17 protein-coding genes are annotated in these 19,994 nt (G+C 67.8%); 12 read left to right on the forward strand and 5 right to left on the reverse strand.

All coding sequences use genetic code 11. From position 1 onward, the window contains the following. The first annotated feature begins 253 nt into the window (after positions 1–253). The gene (aceK, locus tag CPBF1521_RS17520; RefSeq protein WP_115677793.1) at positions 254–1,993 is read left to right on the forward strand and encodes a bifunctional isocitrate dehydrogenase kinase/phosphatase; all 1,740 of its coding nucleotides are present in this window, start codon (positions 254–256) and stop codon (positions 1,991–1,993) included. 117 nt (positions 1,994–2,110) lie between these two features. On the opposite strand, the gene rho is transcribed toward aceK, so the two are convergent. Together rho and trxA are read right to left on the reverse strand one after the other, a co-directional pair. Then, complete coding sequence (rho, locus tag CPBF1521_RS17525) at positions 2,111–4,006, reverse strand: transcription termination factor Rho (protein ID WP_166765914.1); 1,896 nt, start codon at positions 4,004–4,006, stop codon at positions 2,111–2,113. 217 nt (positions 4,007–4,223) lie between these two features. Then, positions 4,224–4,565, reverse strand: coding sequence for a thioredoxin TrxA (gene trxA / locus CPBF1521_RS17535; RefSeq protein ID WP_005923050.1), 342 nt, complete (start codon positions 4,563–4,565; stop codon positions 4,224–4,226). Between the two features lie 198 nt (positions 4,566–4,763). Between trxA and rhlB the strand changes: the two genes are divergently transcribed. The 6 genes from rhlB to rpoH all read left to right on the forward strand — a co-directional run bounded on the left by rhlB (position 4,764) and on the right by rpoH (position 10,848). Then, positions 4,764–6,482, forward strand: a complete 1,719-nt coding sequence (rhlB, locus tag CPBF1521_RS17540; protein ID WP_115677794.1) for an ATP-dependent RNA helicase RhlB — start codon at positions 4,764–4,766, stop codon at positions 6,480–6,482. A gap of 75 nt (positions 6,483–6,557) precedes the next feature. Next, positions 6,558–7,244, forward strand: a complete 687-nt coding sequence (ftsE, locus tag CPBF1521_RS17545) for a cell division ATP-binding protein FtsE (RefSeq protein ID WP_104584147.1) — start codon at positions 6,558–6,560, stop codon at positions 7,242–7,244. Beyond that, a complete protein-coding gene (ftsX, locus tag CPBF1521_RS17550) occupies positions 7,241–8,191 on the forward strand; it encodes a permease-like cell division protein FtsX (protein WP_104584095.1) in 951 nt (316 codons plus the stop codon). The genes ftsE and ftsX overlap by 4 nt, the downstream gene beginning before the upstream one ends. An 8-nt stretch (positions 8,192–8,199) precedes the next feature. Further along, entirely contained in the window at positions 8,200–9,042 is an 843-nt protein-coding gene (locus tag CPBF1521_RS17555; RefSeq protein ID WP_164739090.1) for a response regulator, read from the forward strand. A gap of 5 nt (positions 9,043–9,047) precedes the next feature. Next, positions 9,048–9,773, forward strand: coding sequence for a uracil-DNA glycosylase (gene ung / locus CPBF1521_RS17560; RefSeq protein ID WP_115677953.1), 726 nt, complete (start codon positions 9,048–9,050; stop codon positions 9,771–9,773). A 199-nt stretch (positions 9,774–9,972) separates the two neighbouring features. After that, entirely contained in the window at positions 9,973–10,848 is an 876-nt protein-coding gene (gene rpoH, locus CPBF1521_RS17565; protein ID WP_024938885.1) for an RNA polymerase sigma factor RpoH, read from the forward strand. 150 nt (positions 10,849–10,998) lie between these two features. On the opposite strand, the gene CPBF1521_RS17570 is transcribed toward rpoH, so the two are convergent. Both CPBF1521_RS17570 and CPBF1521_RS17575 read right to left on the reverse strand, forming a co-directional pair. Then, positions 10,999–11,613, reverse strand: coding sequence for a trimeric intracellular cation channel family protein (locus CPBF1521_RS17570; RefSeq protein WP_104598890.1), 615 nt, complete (start codon positions 11,611–11,613; stop codon positions 10,999–11,001). Positions 11,614–11,665: 52 nt separating this feature from the next. After that, the gene (locus CPBF1521_RS17575) at positions 11,666–12,958 is read right to left on the reverse strand and encodes an NAD(P)/FAD-dependent oxidoreductase (RefSeq protein ID WP_115677795.1); all 1,293 of its coding nucleotides are present in this window, start codon (positions 12,956–12,958) and stop codon (positions 11,666–11,668) included. Between the two features lie 118 nt (positions 12,959–13,076). Here CPBF1521_RS17575 and CPBF1521_RS17580 point away from each other — a divergent pair, with 118 nt between their 5' ends. The 3 genes from CPBF1521_RS17580 to CPBF1521_RS17590 are packed head-to-tail and all read left to right on the forward strand — an operon-like array spanning position 13,077 to position 15,090. Continuing rightward, a complete protein-coding gene (locus tag CPBF1521_RS17580; protein ID WP_115677796.1) occupies positions 13,077–13,604 on the forward strand; it encodes a hypothetical protein in 528 nt (175 codons plus the stop codon). Next, complete coding sequence (locus CPBF1521_RS17585; protein ID WP_181116610.1) at positions 13,601–14,431, forward strand: NYN domain-containing protein; 831 nt, start codon at positions 13,601–13,603, stop codon at positions 14,429–14,431. Before CPBF1521_RS17580 ends, CPBF1521_RS17585 begins: the two co-directional genes overlap by 4 nt. Then, entirely contained in the window at positions 14,428–15,090 is a 663-nt protein-coding gene (locus CPBF1521_RS17590; protein ID WP_104584091.1) for a glutathione S-transferase family protein, read from the forward strand. The genes CPBF1521_RS17585 and CPBF1521_RS17590 overlap by 4 nt, the downstream gene beginning before the upstream one ends. 360 nt (positions 15,091–15,450) lie before the next feature. Here the strand turns inward: CPBF1521_RS17590 and CPBF1521_RS17595 are convergent, their stop codons facing one another. Continuing rightward, complete coding sequence (locus tag CPBF1521_RS17595) at positions 15,451–17,673, reverse strand: primosomal protein N' (protein ID WP_115677797.1); 2,223 nt, start codon at positions 17,671–17,673, stop codon at positions 15,451–15,453. A 469-nt stretch (positions 17,674–18,142) separates the two neighbouring features. Between CPBF1521_RS17595 and CPBF1521_RS17600 the strand changes: the two genes are divergently transcribed. Both CPBF1521_RS17600 and CPBF1521_RS17605 read left to right on the forward strand, forming a co-directional pair. Continuing rightward, the gene (locus CPBF1521_RS17600) at positions 18,143–19,186 is read left to right on the forward strand and encodes a hypothetical protein (RefSeq protein WP_115677798.1); all 1,044 of its coding nucleotides are present in this window, start codon (positions 18,143–18,145) and stop codon (positions 19,184–19,186) included. Next, complete coding sequence (locus CPBF1521_RS17605; RefSeq protein WP_180496793.1) at positions 19,173–19,763, forward strand: DUF3106 domain-containing protein; 591 nt, start codon at positions 19,173–19,175, stop codon at positions 19,761–19,763. Before CPBF1521_RS17600 ends, CPBF1521_RS17605 begins: the two co-directional genes overlap by 14 nt. The last annotated feature ends 231 nt before the right edge of the window (positions 19,764–19,994 follow it).

Here is a 19,994-nt window from a genome sequence, read left to right on the forward strand (position 1 = left end):
TCGGCGGTGTGTGCAGCGATGCGACAGGCAGGGCCCGCCTCGATGAGAGGCGGGCCTTGCCGTTTCCGGCGTTTGCGTGCAACCGCGAGAACGCGGTCGTTGCGTGCCAGGTCTCGCGACCTAGCAATGCCTTGCCTGCGAGGGGTCCTGCGCCTCGTTGCGAGCGGCCTGGGCATTTGGCCCACTGTGCGCCTGTTCGATTGATCCTTGCTCTCGGCTGCACGCCGCAACATGCGCTGGGTACACTGCGGCCATGAGCCAGCTCCCGTTACCGCCGCAGTCCGAGCGCCGTGCGCTGGCGATCGCCCATGCCGTGTACGAGGCCTTCGAGGACTACCACGCCCGGTTTGCCGAGATCACCGCACGCGCCAAACAGCGCTTCGAAACGCGCGACTGGAGCGGCGCACGTGATGACGCGGTGGCGCGGATCGCGCTGTACGACCAGTACATCAGCGAATGCATGCTGCGCTTGCGTGCGGTGCTGCTGGGGCAGGCGCACGATCGCGCGCTGTGGATGCGCGCACGCGTGCATTACGCCGCGCTGCTGCGCGGGCTGATCGACCAGGAGTTGTACAAGACCTTCTACAACACCCTGACCCGGCGTTACTTCGGCACCCACGGCGTGGATGCGGAGATCGAATTCATCGCGCTGGATATCGAGCCGACCGATGCGATCACGGTGCCGGTTGCGCGGCACACCTATGCGGTCTCGCCCGGCCGGCTGACCGACATGCTGGTGTGCGTGCTCGGCGATTATTCCTTCGACGTTCCGTATGCGCATCGCACCCGCTGTGCAGCGGCGATCGCGGTGCGCCTGCTCGACGATCTCGCGCATTGGGGCGAGCACCCGGTGCGCAGCGTGGAGCTGCTGGAGACGGTGTTCTATCGCGAGCGGCGCGCCTACCTGGTCGGCCGGGTGTTCGGCGAACATCGCTTCTCGCCATGCGTCATCGCCCTGGTCAACAACGACGCCGGCCTGCGTGCCGAAGCGGTGCTGACCAAACGCAGCGACGTCGCGCAATTGTTCAGCAACTCGCGCAGTTACTTCCAGGCCGATCTGGCCACCGTCGGCGACGCGGTGGTGTTCTTGCGCAGCCTGCTTACCCACAAGCCGGTCGACGAGCTGTACACGATGCTCGGGCGCGCCAAGCAGGGCAAGACCGAACGCTATCGCACGTTTTTCAGCCATTTCCAGGCGCATCCCTCCGAGCAGCTGGTGCATGCCGACGGCACGCCCGGCATGGTCATGGTGGTGTTTACGCTGCCCAGCTATCCGCTGGTGTTCAAGCTGATTCGCGACCGCTTCGCCTATCCCAAGACCATGAGCCGCGCGCAGGTGGAGGGCAAGTACGAGCTGGTGTTCCAGCTCGATCGCATCGGCCGCCTGCTGGACGCGCAGCCGTATCGTTTCCTGCGGTTTCCCAAATCACGTTTCTCGCCAGCGTTGCTGGACGAGCTGCAAACCAGCTGTGCGACGAGCCTGAGCGAAGATGGCCAGGACGTGCTGATCGCGCTGTGCTACGTGCAGCGCCGCCTGCGCCCGCTCAATCTCTACCTGCGCGAACAGCTGCCCGAAGCCGCGCATGCGGCCGCGCTGGACTACGGCCAGGCGATCAAGGACATGGCGCGCAACAACATCTTTCCCGGCGACATGCTGCTGAAGAACTTCGGCATCACCCGCCATCAGCGCGCGGTGTTCTACGACTACGACGAGCTGTGCCTGATCACCGAATGCACCTTCCGCGACTGGCCAACCGCCACCACCTACGAAGAACAGATGGCCGCCGAGCCCTGGTTCCATGTCGGCCCGCGCGACGTGTTTCCCGAGCGCTTCGCGCTGTTCATGGGCCTGCCGCCCTCGCAGCTGGAAGCGGTCAAGCACCTGCACCCGGAGTTGTTCGACCCGCAATGGTGGCGCGACCTGCAAACCCGGCTGCGCGAGGATGATTATCCGGACACGCCGCCCTACGCGGACTCGCGTCGTCTGGCGTAGCCGCCCGATGTCGACCTGCATGGCATGGGCCATGCGAAGTGCCTGCCCGTACAAACCCCGTACCCACAAAAAAGCCCCGCAGTGCGGGGCTTTTTTGTATCAAGAACGCCGACCGGATCAGCGCTTCATCGAACTGAAGAACTCGTCGTTGGACTTGGTGGTCTTCATCTTGTCCAGCAGGAATTCCATTGCCGCGATTTCGTCCATCGGGTGCAGCAGCTTGCGCAGGATCCAGATCTTCTGCAGCAGCTCCGGCTCGATCAGCAGATCTTCGCGACGCGTGCCCGAGCGGTTGATGTCGATCGCCGGGTACACGCGCTTTTCGGTGATGCGACGGTTCAGGTGCACTTCGCTGTTGCCGGTGCCCTTGAACTCTTCGTAGATCACCTCGTCCATCTTGCTGCCGGTTTCCACCAGCGCCGTGGCGATGATGGTCAGGGAGCCGCCTTCTTCGACGTTACGGGCCGCACCAAAGAAGCGCTTGGGACGGTGCAGGGCATTGGCGTCCACACCACCGGTGAGCACCTTGCCGGAGCTGGGCACCACGTTGTTGTAGGCGCGTGCCAGGCGGGTGATCGAGTCGAGCAGGATCACCACATCCTTCTTGTGCTCGACCAGGCGCTTGGCGCGCTCGATCACCATCTCGGCAACCTGCACGTGGCGCGCGGCCGGTTCGTCGAAGGTGGAGGAGATGACCTCGCCGCGCACGGTGCGCTGCATTTCGGTCACTTCTTCCGGGCGCTCGTCGATCAGCAGCACGATCATGTGCACTTCGGGATGATTGCTGGTGATGGCCGTGGCCACCTGCTGCATCATCATCGTCTTGCCGGCCTTGGGCGGGGAGACGATCAGCGCGCGCTGGCCCTTGCCCTGCGGCGCCATCAGATCCAGGATGCGGCCGGTGATGTCCTCGGTGGACCCATCGCCACGCTCCAGCCGGAAGCGCCGGCGTGGAAACAGCGGGGTCAGGTTCTCGAACAGCACCTTGTTCTTGCTGGCTTCCAGTGGCTCGCCATTGATGGTGTCGACGATCGACAGCGCGAAATAGCGTTCGCCGTCCTTCGGGAAGCGGATGCGGCCGGACAGGTGATCGCCGGTGCGCAGGTTGAAGCGACGGATCTGGCTGGGCGAGATATAGGTATCGTCCGGGCCGGCCAGGTAGCTGGCTTCTGCGGCACGCAGGAAGCCGAAGCCGTCGGGCAGGATTTCCAGCACACCGTCGGCGGCAACGCCCTCGCCGTGGCGGGTCAGCACCTTGAGCAGGGCAAAGATCACGTCCTGCTTGCGTGCGCGCGCCACGCCTTCCTGGATGTTGAGCTGATCGGCGATATCCAGCAGCTTCTGCGCCGGCATCCGCTTGAGATCGCTTAGCGAATAGACCGGGAAGCCTTCCGGCACCGCCGGGTGCGGGCGCGCGACGAACGGCTCGTTGCTGCCATCCGACGACGGCATGCCGCCGCCACCTTCGTTGCCGAAGCGGTCGCGCCCACGGTCACGGCGGTTGCGGAAGCGGTCACGGCGGTTGCCCTGCTGGTTCTGGCCCTGGCCTTGCGGGTTCTGGCCGCCATTCTGGCCCTGGTCCTGGCCCTGACTTTGCGCCTGGGGCTGACCCTGGTTCTGGCCCTGGCCCCGGTGTTGTGCCTGATTCTGGTTCTGCTGCTGCTGCGCCTGATTGAAGCGCTGCTGCTGCGTCTGGCCACCCTCGCGGGAGTCGCCATGGGTGTTGTCGTTGCCCTGGTTGCCCTGGTTGCCCTGGCTGGCGCTGGGGGCGTTACCGGCGTAGGAGGCGCCATCGCCGGACGTCTGCGCCGGTGCCGGGTCGGCAGCGTGCGACGGTGCCTGCGGGGCACGGGGGGTCTCGGGTGCGGGGCTGGCGGGCAAGGGCAGGTTGGGCTGCTGCGCGCCACCATCGTCGGTGGCAGCGGCGGTCTTGCTCACGCGCGGCTTGCGCACGCGCTTCTCGACAGGAGCGTCGACGCTGCTCCCGGTATCGGAGGAAGGATGATCGGACAAGTGCGTGATTCCTCGCTAAGAGTGCGAGCGCCCGGCTGGGGGGCGAACTTTAGGTGATGGGAGTCTAGAAGAGGTTTCTAGAGGGGTACGTCGGCGCACGAACGTGCTCCGGATCAACTGACACTATCACCGCTGCGCGCAACCGCGCAAGCGCCTGCCTCAGCAGGATTTAACTGCTGGCGCATCACGGGGCGCCCATCGCTGGACGCCCACTCGCTCAGGCGGCCGCGCCGCCCAGGGTCTTGTCGATCATCTGGGTCAGCTGGCCCTTGCCAACCGCACCGATCTGGGTGGCCTGCACCTGCCCGTCCTTGAACAGCAACAGCATCGGGATCGAGCGCACGTGGTACTTGATGGCCAGGGCGCGGTTCTGATCCACATTGACCTTGGCAACCTTCAGTCTGCCCTGGTATGTATCGGCCAGATCGTCCAGCACCGGGGCGATCATCTTGCAGGGTCCGCACCACTCGGCCCAGAAATCCACCAGTACCGGTTCGCCGGATTGCAGTACAGCTGTATCGAAGTCGGCATCGCCGACATGTTGAACCTTGTCGCTCACGTTGGGTCTCCTGGAAACCAAAACGGCCCGCCCGAACGGGCAGGCCGCTACATTGCGTTAAACTGGGGCATTGCGCGACTGAATCAAGTGTCAGTCCTGAAGCCGCGCTGTCCGCCACAACAGCCGCAGTTTGCGACGCTGTCGGCATCGATGCAAGCCGCGCCCGGGCTGCCCAGGGCGCCTCACGAAGACGGAATAATGAGCGACAAACCGCTGACCGATTTGACTTTTTCCACGTTCGACCTGCATCCGGCGCTGATCACCGGGCTGGAGAGCGCCGGGTTCACCCGCTGTACCCCGATCCAGGCGCTGACCCTGCCGGTCGCGCTGCCGGGCGGCGATGTCGCCGGCCAGGCCCAGACCGGCACCGGCAAGACCCTGGCGTTCCTGGTGGCAGTGATGAACCGCCTGCTGATCCGCCCGGCGCTGGCCGACCGCAAGCCGGAAGACCCGCGCGCGCTGATCCTGGCGCCCACCCGCGAGCTGGCGATCCAGATCCACAAGGATGCGGTCAAGTTCGGCGCCGACCTGGGCCTGCGCTTTGCACTGGTCTACGGCGGGGTGGACTACGACAAGCAGCGCGAGCTGCTGCAGCAGGGCGTGGACGTGATCATCGCCACCCCGGGCCGGCTGATCGACTACGTCAAGCAGCACAAGGTGGTCTCGCTGCACGCCTGCGAGATCTGCGTGCTGGACGAAGCCGACCGCATGTTCGACCTGGGCTTCATCAAGGACATCCGCTTCCTGCTGCGGCGCATGCCCGAGCGCGGCACCCGGCAGACCCTGCTGTTCTCGGCCACGCTTAGCCATCGCGTGCTCGAGCTCGCCTACGAGCACATGAACGAGCCGGAAAAGCTGGTGGTCGAAACCGAGACCATCACCGCCGCACGGGTGCGCCAGCGCATCTATTTCCCGTCCGACGAAGAAAAGCAGACCTTGCTGCTGGGCTTGCTGTCGCGTAGCGAAGGCGCGCGCACCATGGTGTTCGTCAATACCAAGGCGTTCGTCGAGCGCGTGGCGCGCACGCTGGAGCGGCATGGCTACCGGGTCGGCGTGTTGTCGGGCGATGTGCCGCAGAAGAAGCGCGAGTCGCTGCTCAACCGCTTCCAGAAGGGCCAGCTCGAGATCCTGGTCGCCACCGACGTGGCTGCGCGCGGCCTGCACATCGATGGCGTCAAGTACGTCTACAACTACGACCTGCCGTTCGATGCGGAAGATTACGTGCACCGCATCGGCCGCACCGCGCGGCTGGGCGAAGAAGGCGATGCGATCAGCTTCGCCTGCGAGCGCTATGCGATGAGCCTGCCGGACATCGAGGCCTATATCGAGCAGAAGATCCCGGTCGAGCCGGTGACCGCCGAGCTGCTGACGCCGCTGCCGCGCACCGCGCGCGCGCCGGTGGAAGGCGAGGAGGCCGATGACGACGCTGGCGACAGCGTGGGTACGATCTTCCGCGAGGCGCGCGAGCAGCGGGCCGCCGAAGAGCAGCGTCGCGGCGGTGGTCGCAGCGGCCCGGGTGGCGCAGCGCGCAGCGGCAGTGGCGGCGGTCGTCGCGACGGCGGCAGTGCCGATGGCAAGCCGCGTCCGCGTCGCAAGCCGCGTGTGGAGGGCGAAGCTCCGGCAGCGGCAGCGCCGGCCGAAACGCCGGTGGTTGCTGCGGCGTCGGTCGAGGCGCCTTCCACCATCGTGGCCGATGCCGAGCGCGCACCACGCAAGCGGCGCCGTCGTCGCAACGGCCGTCCGGTCGAAGGTGCCGAGCCGGCAGTGGCCTCCACACCGGTCGCCGCACCTGCCGCACCGCGCAAGCCCACCCAGGTGGTCGCCAAGCCGGTGCGCAGCGCCGCCAAGCCGTCCGGCAGCCCATCGCTGTTGAGCCGCATCGGCCGTCGCCTGCGCTCGCTGGTGTCCGGCAACTGATCGCCTGCGGCCTGCGTCGCATTGCCGGGCTCCGGCGATGCGACGCAAGCGCTGGCGCTCCGGCATAATCGCTGAATGACCGTTCTGCGTTTCGACAACGTCAGCAAGCACTACGCCGGTGGCCACCAGGCGCTGACCGATGTCAGCTTCGAAGTGGCCGATGGCGAGATGCTGTTCGTGACCGGCCATTCCGGCGCCGGCAAAAGCACCCTGCTCAAATTGATCCATCTCAGCGAGCGGCCCAGCCAGGGCACGGTGCTGCTGGGCGAGCGCAACCTGCTCAAGGTACGCGGCCGGCAGATTCCGCTGCATCGTCGTCAGGTGGGTGCGGTCTACCAGGACCATCGCCTGCTCAACGACCGCAGCATCGCCGAGAACGTGGCCTTGCCGTTGATCCTGCGCGGCACCCGCCGTGCCGAGATCGGCAAGCGCGTGCGTTCGGCGTTGGAGCGGATCGGGCTGGCCCATCGCGAGAAGGCGCTGCCGTCGCAGTTGTCGGCCGGCGAGCAGCAACGCGTGGGCATTGCCCGCGCCATCGTCGGCGAGCCGCGCCTGCTGGTGGCCGATGAGCCCACCGGCAATCTCGACCCGGCACTGGCTGCCGAAATCATGCAGTTGTTCGCCGAGCTGCCGGCACGCGGTACCAGCGTGCTGGTGGTCAGTCACGATCTGGCCCTGCTCAAGCAGATGCGCAAGCGCGTGCTGATCCTGGACCACGGCCGGCTGGTCGACGACATCTCGCCGCAGGATCTGGCCGAATGAGCAAGCCCGCCAATACCGAAGCCGTCGCCCCCTCGCGGTTCGGCGTGTGGATCGACCACCATCTGCACAGCATCGCCTTCAGCCTGGGGCGGGCCATGCGCAAGCCCTGGGCTACCTTGCTGACCATCGTGGTGATGGCGCTGGCGCTGGCCTTGCCGCTGGGGTTGTCGATCGCGCTGGACAACGTCAAGTTGCTGGCCGGCAGCGTGCAGCAGTCGCGCGAGATCAATCTGTTCCTGAAGGTCGAGATCGGTGCCGAGGCCGCGCAGGCGCTGGCCGGTGAACTGCGTGGCCGCCCGGACGTTGCCCAGGTCACGTTGCGCACGCCGGCGCAGGGGCTGGCCGAGCTGCGCGAGAGCGCCAAGCTCGACGAGGCGATCGACGCACTCGGCGACAACCCGCTGCCCACGCTGTTGATCGTCACGCCCACCGAGACGGCCGACGATGCGCAACTGGCCGGCGCACTGCAGGCCTTGCCGCAGGCCGACCAGGTGCAGCACGACGCGCTGTGGCGCAAGCGCCTGGATGGCTGGCTGCATTTCGGCGAGCGGCTGGTGCAGGTGCTGTCGGCACTGCTGGGGATCGGCGCGGTGCTGGTGGTCGGCAATACGGTGCGGCTGGATATCCAGTCGCGGCGCGAGGAAATCGGCGTGCTGCAGTTGCTGGGCGCCAGCGATGGCTTCATCCGGCGCCCGTTCCTGTATCTGGGTGCCTGGTACGGGCTCGGTGCCGGCGCCGTGGCGCTGGCGCTGATCGCCGCCTCCGGGCTGGCGCTGCGCGCGCCGTTGGCGAGCCTGGCCGACAGTTACGGCAGCTCCTTTACCCTGCACGGGCTGGATCTGCTGCATTCTGCGATGGTGCTGGTCGGCACCCTGGTCCTGGGCTGGCTGGGCGCCTGGCTGGTCACCGGTCATTTCCTTCGCCAGACCCGTCCCACCGAGACCTGAGGCCTGCCATGCATCCACCAGATCTCAAGCATCTGATCAGCGACGCGCCGCGCGTGATGGTGGTCGATGGCTCCAAGCTGGTGCGCAAGTTGATCGCCGATGTGCTGCAGCGCGACCTGCCCAACGTGCAGGTGATCGGCTGCTCCAGCATCGCCGAAGCGCGCCAGGCGCTGGAAGCCGGTGCGGTGGATCTGGTCACTACCTCGCTGTCGCTGCCCGACGGTGACGGCCTGACACTGGCGCGCAGCGTGCGCGAGGCGGCCGGCCAGGCCTATGTGCCGGTGATCGTGGTCTCCGGCGATGCGCAGCAGCATCTGGTGGAGCGTCGCTTCACCGAGTACGTCACCGACTACTTCGACAAGGCGCTGGGCCACGAAGCCCTGGCGACCTTCATCCGCGGCTATGTGCAGCCCGAGCCGGTGGTCGGCGCGACCGTGCTGTACATCGAGGACAGCCGGGTGGTGGCCGAGGCGACCAAGCGCATGCTCGAGCGGCAGAGCCTGAAGGTCATCCACGTACTCACCGCCGAGGACGCCTTTGCGCTGCTGACCGCCGAATCGCTGGGCCGCACCGAACGCCGCATCGACGTGGTGCTGACCGACGTCACCCTGAAGGGCGAGCTCAACGGCCGTGACGTGGTCGAGCGCATCCGCATCGATTTCGCCTACGGCAAGCGCCGCCTGCCGGTGCTGGTGATGACCGGCGACACCAATCCGCGCAACCAGTCCGAACTGCTGCGCGCCGGCGCCAACGATCTGGTGCAAAAACCCATCGAAGAACGTCTGCTGGTGACCAAGGTGCTGTTCCAGCTGCGCCTGGCACGGCTCGAGGACCAGGCCGTCACGCTATGACCGAAGTGGCTGAAGTGGAAGCGCGTATCCAGCTGGAACCGTCATGGAAGGCGCGGGTGGGCGATTGGCTGCTGCGCCCGGAGATGCAGGCGCTGTCTGCATTCCTGCGCCAGCGCAAGGCGGCCGGGGCGCGGGTGTTCCCGCCGGGTCCGCAGATCTTTGCCGCCTTCGACGCCACCCCGTTCGAGCAGGTCAAGGTGGTGATCCTGGGCCAGGACCCGTATCACGGCGAAGGCCAGGCGCATGGGCTGTGTTTTTCGGTGCTGCCCGGCGTGCCGGTGCCGCCGTCGCTGCTCAACATCTACAAGGAGATCCAGGACGACCTGGGGATTGCGCGGCCGGACCATGGCTATCTGATGCCGTGGGCGCGCCAGGGCGTGCTGCTGCTCAATGCGGTGCTGACGGTGGAGCAGGGCCGGGCCGGCGCGCACCAGAACAAGGGCTGGGAAGGCTTTACCGACCATGTCGTGGAAACCCTCAACCGCGAGCGCGAAGGCCTGGTGTTCCTGCTCTGGGGCAGCTATGCGCAGTCCAAGGGCAAGGTCATCGACCAGGCGCGCCATCGCGTGTTCAAGGCCCCACATCCGTCGCCGTTGTCGGCGCATCGCGGCTTTCTGGGCTGCCAGCACTTTTCCAAGACCAACGAACACCTGCAGCGCCGCGGGCTGGGCCCGATCGACTGGTCGCTGCCGCCGCGCAACACGCTGGACACCACTTCGGCCAGCGGCTGAACGGCGCTGGCGTCGTTGCATTTCGCGACGTGATTGTCACGGTCTGCGCAGGGCCGCGGTGGTAGCGTAGGGGCCAGAATTCGGAAACTGCGCCGTAGAACGACGGCGATGCCAAAAGCCCGAACGTCCTATAAATGGAACGCTGGGAACTCTTCCTGTACCCGGCAGTCCAATAGTTCGACTGCTAAGATGGTGCCCTATGAACCAGATTACCTCGACTGCCCTTGTGGCAAACAATCTCCCGATTCCCAGTGCGCTCGGTTCGCTGGACGCCTACATCGGTGCCGTGCACCAGATCCCGGTGCTGTCGGTCGATGAGGAACAGAATCTCGCCCGTCGCTTCCGTGACGAGCTGGATCTGGATGCCGCGCGCGAACTGGTCCATTCCCACCTGCGCTTCGTGGTGCACGTCGCTCGCGGCTACAACGGCTACGGCCTGCCGCTGGGCGACCTGATCCAGGAAGGCAATATCGGCCTGATGAAGGCGGTCAAGCGCTTCGACCCGGAAATGGGCGTGCGCCTGGTCAGCTTCGCAGTGCACTGGATCCGTGCCGAGATGCACGAGTTCATCCTGAAGAACTGGCGCATCGTCAAGGTCGCCACGACCAAGGCGCAGCGCAAGCTGTTCTTCAACCTGCGCAAGTCCAAGACCCGCCTGGGCTGGCTCAATGCTTCCGAAGTGACGGCCGTTGCCAAGGACCTGAACGTCTCCGAGCGCGAAGTGATGGAGATGGAGTCGCGTCTGTCCGGTCGCGATATCGGCTTCGATGCCTCGTCCGACGAAGACGACGATCACGGCCCGCCGTCGCCGGTGAGCTACCTGGTGGCCAACGACGAAGATCCGTCGCAGGCCTACGAGCGTCACGACAGCGAAGATAATCAGCTGCAGTTGCTGCGCGAAGGCATGGCCGGCCTGGACACGCGCTCGCGCGACATCGTCAAGCGTCGCTGGCTGGATTCCGACTCCAAGGTGACGCTGCAGGAGCTGGCCGACGAGTACGGCGTGTCGGCCGAGCGTATCCGCCAGATCGAGGCGAACGCGCTGAAGAAGATGAAGGCACTGTTCGTGGCCTGATCCTTCGATCATGCTGCAGGTGTTGCACAAACGGCCCGGTTTTCCGGGCCGTTTGCATGTGGGCTGCCGGTGCTGCGTCGAGTCCGAAGACGCGTGGTGCTTCGTCGTGGTTGTTCGCCGATGATCGACCGCGCGCTGCGCCCACCTGCGCTACTCCGGCAGGCGCGCCACCGGCAGGTGCCAGCCATAGCGGATGGCCATGAAACGCAGCCCGAAACAGACCAGCGCGCCGGTCGCCAGCGACCAGGCCTGCGGCACCGCGAGCACGTGCCCGATTGCGACCAGGCCGCCACCGGCCAGCGCGGCGACGGCGTACAGCTCGGCTTGCAGCACCACCGGCGTACGCGCCACCAGCAGGTCGCGGGCGATGCCGCCGCCGATGCCGCTGAGCATGCCCAGCAAGGTCGCGCTGAGCGGGCTGAGCTGGTAGTCGAGCGCCTTGCTGGTGCCGTAGACCGCAAACAGCGCCAGCCCGGCCGCGTCGAACAGCTGCACCGGGTTGCGCAGCCGTTCCACCGCCGCATGCCAGTAGAACCCGGCCACGCCGGCCAGGCAGGCGACCAGCAGATACTGCGGATGCACCAGCGCCGCTGGCGGGGTGGCGCCGATCAGCACATCGCGCACGATGCCGCCGGACACCGCCGCCGCGCACGACAGCACCAGCACGCCGAACAGATCCAGGCGATTGCGCACCGCCACGGTGGCGCCGCTGAGGGCGAACACGAAGGTACCGAGCAGATCCAGCAGGAACAGGAGAGTGGCCACGATCAGACCGTCGCATCAGGCCGCACAGCATCGCGTACGGCCTGCGGCGCTGTCATCCGTCCTTGCTGCTGGGCGGCGGGTCGTCGGTGGCGCCGCCGAAGATGATGCGCGCGGCACGCTGGTAGCTCCAGTACGCCATCGCCCAGTTCACCAGCACCACGAAGCGGTTGCGGAAGCCGATCAGGAAGTACACATGCGCGGCCAGCCAGAACCACCAGGCCACGATGCCGGAGAGCTTGAGCTTGCCGACATGCACGATGGCGGCCATGCGGCCGATCGTGGCCAGGTTGCCGTAGTCCTGATAGCGGAAGGCCGGTGCAGGCTGGCCGCGATGGCGGGCGCGGATCGCCTTGGCGATGTGCTTGCCCATCTGCTTTGCCGCCGGTGCCACGCCCGGCACCGGGCGGCCGTCCTGCTGGACCGCGGCCAGGTCGCCGCCGACAAAGATCTCCGGGTGGCCGGGCACGCTCAGGTCCGGCTGCACCAGCACGCGGCCGGCGCGGTCCAGCGGCACGCCGAGCGTGCGCGCCAGCGGCGATGCGGCCACGCCGGCGGCCCACACCACCGTGCGTGCAGGCACGAAGGTGTCGCCCAACTGGTAGCCCAGCGCATCGATATGGGTGACCGGAGTGCCGGTGTGCACTTCCACCCCCAGGCGCTCGAGCTGCTTGCGCGCCTTGGCGGTGAGATCGTCCGGGAACGAGGGCAGCACGCGTGGGCCGGCTTCGACCAGGCGCACGCGCGCCTGTTGCGGGTCGATATGGCGGAATTCGTTCTTGAGCGTGTGGCGGGCGATCTCGGCCAGCGTGCCGGCCAGCTCGACGCCGGTCGGGCCGCCGCCGACCACGGCAAAACTCAGCCAGGCTGCGCGTGCGGCCGGGTCGGATTCGGCTTCGGCGCGCTCGAAGGCGAGCAGCAACTTGCGCCGCAGCACCAGCGCGTCGTACAGCGTCTTCAGGCCGGGCGCGTGCTCGGCCCATTGATCGTTGCCGAAGTAGGCATGGGTGGCGCCGGTAGCCAGCAGCAGCATGTCGTAGCCGAGCGCGTTGCCATCGGCGAGCACCACTTCGCGGCGGGCCGGTGCGATTTCGGCAACGTCGCCGAGCAGCACCTCGACGTTGCGCTGTTCGCGCAGGATGTGGCGCAGCGGCGCGGCAATATCCGGTGCCGACAGGCCGGCGGTGGCGACCTGATACAACAGCGGCTGGAACAAATGGTGGTTCTGGCGGTCGATCAGGGTGATGCGGATGCCGGGATCGTCGAGCGCGCGGGTGGCCCATAAGCCGGCAAAACCGCCACCGACCACCACCAGGTGCAGCGGAGCTTGGGAGGGGGAAGTAGTCATCGTCAGGTCTGATGGAATGCGACGCGGGCGCATCAGCATGCCGCATCGGCAATGAACATGACGCCTGAAGGCGTCCCGCCTGCGGCATCATGTCGCATCCCATCGACCTGGTGACCGCATGCCGGCATTACCCCCACCGTTGCCACCACCACCTTCTTCGCCCGCGATGGCAGCGGCTGCCGCGCGGACGCCCGGAAAGCAGGTCAGTGGCGTCACGATCGGGCTGATCGGGCTGGGGGCCTGCGTGGTGCTGTTCGGCATGGTGGTGCTGGGCGCGCTGGGCTGGCTGATCGTCTTCGGCTGGTCGCTGTTCGCCGATCAGGCACGCGCCGCGTTGCAGGACGATGCGGTGGTGCAGGAACAGATCGGCCGGATCCATACGATGCGGGTGGATCTGGTGCGCACCGGTCTGGCGCCGGGCGCCGACGATTTCGTGTTCACGGTGGAGGGCGATCGCGGCCGCGGCCGCGTGCATGCCACCTGGGTCAGCGGCGGGGCCGAGCGCGAGATCCTGAGCGATGGCGTGCTGACCATGCACGATGGCAGCCAATACACGCTGCCATCGGCCGATGCCGACGCCACCGGAACGGACGACGCAAGCGACACCGCCAGCGACACCGACTCTGCCGACACCTTCGAGGAATGACCATGATCGACAATCCCGACAAACGCATCGCCCTGCTGATCGATGCCGACAACGCGCCGGCCGGCAAGATCGACGTGGTGCTGGCCGAAGTGGCGCGCTATGGCGTGGCCAACGTGCGCCGCGCCTACGGCAACTGGAAGAGCCCGCACCTGAAGAACTGGGAAGCGGCGCTGCACGAATATGCGATCCGGCCGATCCAGCAATTTGCCTACAGCTCGGGCAAGAACGCCTCGGACATGGCGATGGTGATCGATGCGATGGACCTGTTGTATGCGCGCAACCTGGATGGCTTTGCGATCGTCTCCAGCGATGCGGACTTCACTCCGCTGGTGATGCGGCTGCTCACCGATGGCATGAAGGTGTATGGCTTCGGCGAAAAGAAAACCCCGGCGCCGTTCGTCAATGCCTGTTCCAAGTTCACCTATGTCGAAGCGCTGGGCGAGCAGGCGGCAGCGGCCAGCGACACCGCCGCCGGCCGCAAGGACGCCACCGCGCTGCGCGGCGACACCCGGCTGGTGCAGATGCTGCGCAATGCGATCGACAGTGCCTGCGAAGACGATGGCTGGGCGCATCTGGGTGCGGTGGGCAAGCAGGTGGCCAACCAGGCCTCGTTCGACCCACGCAACTACGGCTATCGCAAACTCAGCGACCTGGTGCGTGCGATCGGCCTGTTCGAGATCAAGCAGGACGAGCAAGCCCTGTGGGTGCGTGATGCGCCCAAGGGCGGGCGGGCGAAAACAGGGCAGCCAGCGGCCGCTGTCGCTACGCAGGCGACTTCCACAAAGCGCCCGGCGCGCACCACGCCCAAGCCGGCAGCGGGGAAATGACCATGGCTGATGCTGTAACGCCATCGGCTGCAGGCAACGGCCCGATCACGCTATGGGGGCGGCGTAATTCCAGCAATGTGCGCAAGGTGCTGTGGTGCGCCGAAGAAGCCGGGCTGTCGTATACCTCCATCGAAGTCGGCGGTGCGTTTGGTCATAACGACACGCCCGCCTATCACGCGTTGAATCCCAACGGCCTGGTGCCGACGCTGCAGGATGGCGAGTTGGTGCTGTGGGAGTCCAACGCGATCGTGCGTTACCTGGCCGCGCAATATGCGCCGGCCCTGTATCCGCAGGCGCCGGCCGAACGCGCGCTGGGCGATCGCTGGATGGACTGGACCACCTCGACGTTTGCCGGCGTGTTTCGCGACCTGTTCTGGGGCGTGCTGCGCACACCGGAGGCCGAGCGTGATCCTGCGCGCATCGCCGCGGCGCTGACGCGCTCGGGCGAACTGCTGGCACGCGCCGATGCGGCCCTGGCGCAGCAGCCGTATCTGTCCGGCGCGCAGTTTGCGATGGGCGATATTCCGCTCGGCAGCTTCATCTACGCCTGGTTCGAAATGCCGATCGAGCGCCCCGCGCTGCCGCATCTGCAGGCGTGGTATCAGCGCTTGCAGATGCGGCCTGCCTACCAGCGTGGTGTGATGACCGCGCTGACCTGAGTGTCGGGTCTGCGCGCAAGCCAGCGTGGTGCATGGCAGGCAGCACGCGCGCCGCCGACCCCATACGCTGCTGCAAGGCAGTCGGCCCCGTGCACCGCGCGTCCCGGCAGCTCACGTTGCCTGTAGGAGCGCACCTGGGCGCGACGGCATTGCCGGTAACGCCGCGTCGCGCCCGGGTGCGCTCCTACAACGCACGATCCCACCGCGCGGCTTGCTGGCCTCGCGTTGTGTGTAGGAGCGCACCTGGGCGCGAGGGCATTGCCGGTAACGCCGCGTCGCGCCCGGGTGCGCTCCTACGGAGCGTGGGCGCATTGGCTAAAACGTGAGTCTGGTGGCAGCGCGGTGCGCGATACGCCTGCACTAGTACAGATCGATCGGATCCACATCCAGCGACCAGCGCACGCGCCGCGCCTGCGGTAGCGCATGGATCGCCGGCAGCTGCGCGTCCAGCAGACGATGCAGCGCCGAACGCTGTTGCGCGGACAACAGCAACTGGGTGCGCTGAAAACCGGCGCGGCGCGGCATCGGTGCCGGCATCGGGCCGTAGCATTCCACTGCGGCAAACGCGGGCGACTGCGTGGTGGTGTCCGCCGTGGTCAGGCCACGCACCGCCAGCAGGAACTGGTTGGCCGCTGCCACATCCTTGGCTTCGGCGCGGAACAGCGCCAGATGCGCGAATGGCGGAAATCCCGCGGCCTGGCGCTGCTGCAGTTCGGCATCGGCAAAGGCGTGGTAGCCGCCGTTGACCAGGGTCTGCAGCAAGGGGTGTTCGGGGTGGTGGGTCTGCAGCCAGACCTCGCCGGGGCGGTCGGCACGCCCGGCGCGTCCGGCCACCTGGATCAGCTGCTGGGAGAGTTTCTCGGCGGCACGGAAGTCGGCCGAGAACAGGCCTTCGTCGATGCCGACCACCACCACCATGGTCAGCCGTGGCAGGTCATGGCCCTTGGCCAGGATCTGGGTGCCGACCAGGATGCCGGCGGCGCTGCCCAGGCGCGCCAGCTGGGTTTCCAGCGCGTCGCGGCGTTGGGTGGTGCTGCGGTCGATGCGCACCACCGGAAAGTTCGGGAATGCCTCGGTCAGGCGTTCTTCCAGTCGCTCGGTGCCGATGCCTTGCGGCTGCAGCGCCAGGCTGCCGCAGGCCGGGCAGGCCAGCGGTGCGGGCTGGCGCGCGCCGCAGTGGTGGCATTGCAGGCGCCGGCCGCCGGCGTGCACGGTCATCGGGGTCTGGTGCAGCGGCGTGCTGCAGCGTTGGCAGGCGGCGGTCCAGCCGCAGTCGTGGCATAGCAGCACCGGCGCATAGCCGCGGCGGTTCTTGAACACCAGCACCTGCTCGCCGCGCGCCAGGGTGGCGCCAATGCCGGCCAGCACTTCCGGCGACAGGCCGTCCTTGAGCGGGCGCTTGCGCACGTCGAGCACGCGCACGCGCGGCGGACGCGCCTCGCCGGCCCGGCGCGACAGGCGCAGATGCTGGTAGCGGCCGGAATAGGCGTTGTGCAGGCTTTCCAGCGATGGCGTGGCGCTGCCCAGGATCACCGGCACATCCAGCGCCTTGCCGCGCACCAGCGCGAAGTCGCGGGCGTGATAGCGAATGCCGTCCTGCTGCTTGTAGCTGCCGTCGTGTTCTTCGTCGATCACGATCAGCCCGGCATTGGGCAGCGGGGTGAACACCGCCGAGCGCGTGCCGACGATCAGCTTGGCTTCGCCGCGCCAGGCTGCCGCCCACACCCGCGCGCGTTCGCCATCGGACAGCCCCGAATGCAGTGCGTGCACCGGCACGCCCAGGCGGGCGCGGAAGCGGCCGAGCGTCTGCGGGGTCAGGCCGATCTCCGGCACCAGCACCAGCGCCTGGCGACCGGCCGCCAGGCAGTCGGCGATTGCCTGCAGGTAGACCTCGGTCTTGCCGCTGCCGGTGACGCCGTCGAGCAGATAGGTGGCAAAACCGCGCTGCGCACGGATGGCGTCGGCGGCGGCCTGCTGTTCGTCGTTGAGCTGCGGGCCGCTGCCAGGGCGGGGCGGGATGCTGTCGGCCGGCACCGCTACGCGCGCGGCATAGTCGCGTTTGGCCAGGCTGCGTGCGGCCTCGCGCCATTGCGGCAGCAACGGGTCCAGCTGTTCTTCGCCCAGCGCACCGGGCAGCAGCAGGGCGGCCAGCAAGGCGGGGCGGCTGCCGGCACGCAGGCTGGCGGCGCCGGTGCGCCCGGCCTCGGTCAGTTGCCAGGCCCAGGCATGGGTCTCGGCCAGCGGCTCGCCGCGGCGCAACGGGCCGGGCAGGGCGCTGGACTGGGCCTCGCCCAGCGGTGCATGGGTATAGCGCGCCAGCCATTGCAGTGAACGGGCCAGCTCCTCGACCAGCAGCGGGGCGTCGTCGCACCATGCCAGCGCCGCGCGTAGCCCCTCGGCGGAGGCCAACTGCCCGATCTCCACCACCACCCCGACCAGCTCGCGTGGCCCGAACGGCACCCGCACCCGGCAGCCGACCCGCGCCGGGTCGGTCAGCGGGGCCTCGGCCGGGGGCAGATAGTCGAACAGTTGGGGCAGCGGCACCGGCAAGGCGACGCGCAGGGTGGCGACGGTCGAGGACATCCGGCCAGTCTACCGACCCTGTCCAGTACCCGGCACGGGCCTGCCGATGGCGCCGGATCGGTGCGCGGGCTTACGACGTGTTTGTGTGACCGAAGTGATAAATCCGACGTAAACCTATGTGAGGGTTAAGGAAACGGGTTTATCCACACTGCCTGTGGATAAGCCTGTGAATTAGTCTCGTGCTCCACGCTGTGAAGGCGGATTCACTAGCCTCTGCAACCTGTTGGACATTTTTTAGCCAATCGGCTTAAAGCTATCAGGATCAATCACTTAGGCGTGAAACACGAATGCAACAAAGAAAAATCAACAGTTGACAGACGCCTGCGTATCGGCATGTCTGCCGCTGTGCACAACCCGCGTCGATGACGGCGGTCGGCGGCACCGGAGCGCAGCGTAGCCGGGTCGATCTGTCAAGCCATCGGCGGGGGCCGATTGCGTCGGTATCATGCCGGCCGATGCTGGAGTTCTCATGACCGTAGTCCCCGACGCCCCTGTCACCCCTGCCGCGTTGTCAGCGTTTTTGCGTGGTGTCGAACGCCGGGGTCTGGTGCTCGCACAACTGCAATGTGGCGATGGCACGGCGGCCGAGCGGGCCTTGGCGGCCGCGTTGCGGGCGTTCAGCAGCCAGGCGGCGGGTCGCCCGATGGCCGGCTGGCCGATGCGCTTCTGGAGCCTACTGGCAACCGCCCCGCCGCTGCGACGCGAGCCCATGCCGGGGACCTGGTTGCCTCCGTTCACCGCACTGGGGCGGATGCAGACCACCGACCGCCTGGCGCTCCTGCTGCGTATCGTGGCCGGGCTGGAAGAAGAACCCGCCAGCGAGGTGCAAGGCATCGAGGTGGGGGCCTATCGGCAGTCCCTGGCCCGCGCCTGCCCGCGCGATGCGGCCGGCAACCCGGACGCGCAGGCCTGGCGGGTGCTGGCCGAGGCGGCGCAGCAGGAGTTGCGCGACCTCGGCCCGGCCCAGCTGAGCCGGCTGGCACAGCTGCGCGAGTCGGCCCTGGCCGGCATGCCGTTGCAGCCTGCCGCGGCCGCGCCCGTGGCTGCCGCCGCCGAGGCGCGGCGCCCGGCCGCTCCGCGTGTCCGGCCTGCCCGCCAGTGGCACTGGCCGCGGATCGACCGCCGCCACGCCGGCATCGTGCTGGCTGTGCTGGCATTGGCGCTGCTGCTCGCGGCGCTGGGCTGGTGGTGGACGCATCGCCGGCCGGCGCTGCCGCCCGAGCCGGTCTCGCAGGCCCCGGCCGGCGTGCTGCACGTCACCGATGCCGCGCCGGTGCTGGTGGAAGACCTTCCCGCCGCCGACCTGCCGGACGCGGTGGCAAACCCCGGCCTGGATCCGCGCGACCAGGCGATGCTGGCCGACCCGGACCTGGAGCTGGCGCGTTCGGCCGATTTCTATGCCTGGTACGCGGCCGGGCATCCGGTGCCGGCCGACGAATCCGGCGCGCATGCCACTGCCGCCACTGCCCAGCCTGCCGCCGCCGCCCTGGAGACCGTCGATGCCGACAATTAAGTGGTGCGGCCTGCTGGCGTTGGCCGCGGTCGGCATGGCCGCAGCGCAAACCCTGCCGGCGCCGTTGGAAGAAGGCAGCGCGCGCGCGCCGGCGCCCGCGGCCTCCACGCCCGCAACCCCGAGCGCCGCGCAGCAACGCGCGCGCTGGGACGCATTGACGCCTGCGCAGCGGTCCGAGCTGCGCGCCCGCTATGCGGCCTGGAAGGGGCTCACCGCCACCGACCGGGTAGTAGTGCGGCAGGCACGCGAGCGTCTGCATGGCTTGCCCGACGACCAGCAGCGCGCGCTGCGCACGCAGTTCACCGCGATGGATCGCCTGCATCGCGATGGCTGGCGCCTGGGCTCGCAGCTGGGCGCGTTCTATCCGCAGTTGCAGCCCTTGATCGGCTATGTGCCGCCAGCGCAGCGCGACACGTTGCTGGCGGCGCTGCGCAGCCTGGATGCCGGGCAGCTGGAGCAGTTGGCGGTGCTGGCACAACGCACGCCGCCGCAGGAGCGCGATGCCCTGCGCGACGCCCTGCTTGCGCAGGCACCGGCAACGCGCAGCGCCTGGTTGAAGCGCCAGCTGGCGCGCTAAGCGGCAGCGGCGGGACGGCGCCGGTGCACCGGCCCCGCGCTGGCGTCGTTTCCACGCGTGCTCGGTGTCCATCCTCGATGCCGCGCACCGAGGCGGACACGGCGTGGAGGGCATGCAGGGCTGCCGTCTTTGGCAGTGCAGTTGCCCAGGGGGCGATCGTCACGCCGCAGGACATTGACTCCGCTCGTGCCCAGGCATCCGGGTCCGGGGGGCCGGCCACCACGGCCGCCT

Source organism: Xanthomonas euroxanthea (genome assembly GCF_900476395.1).
GTDB lineage: Bacteria > Pseudomonadota > Gammaproteobacteria > Xanthomonadales > Xanthomonadaceae > Xanthomonas > Xanthomonas euroxanthea.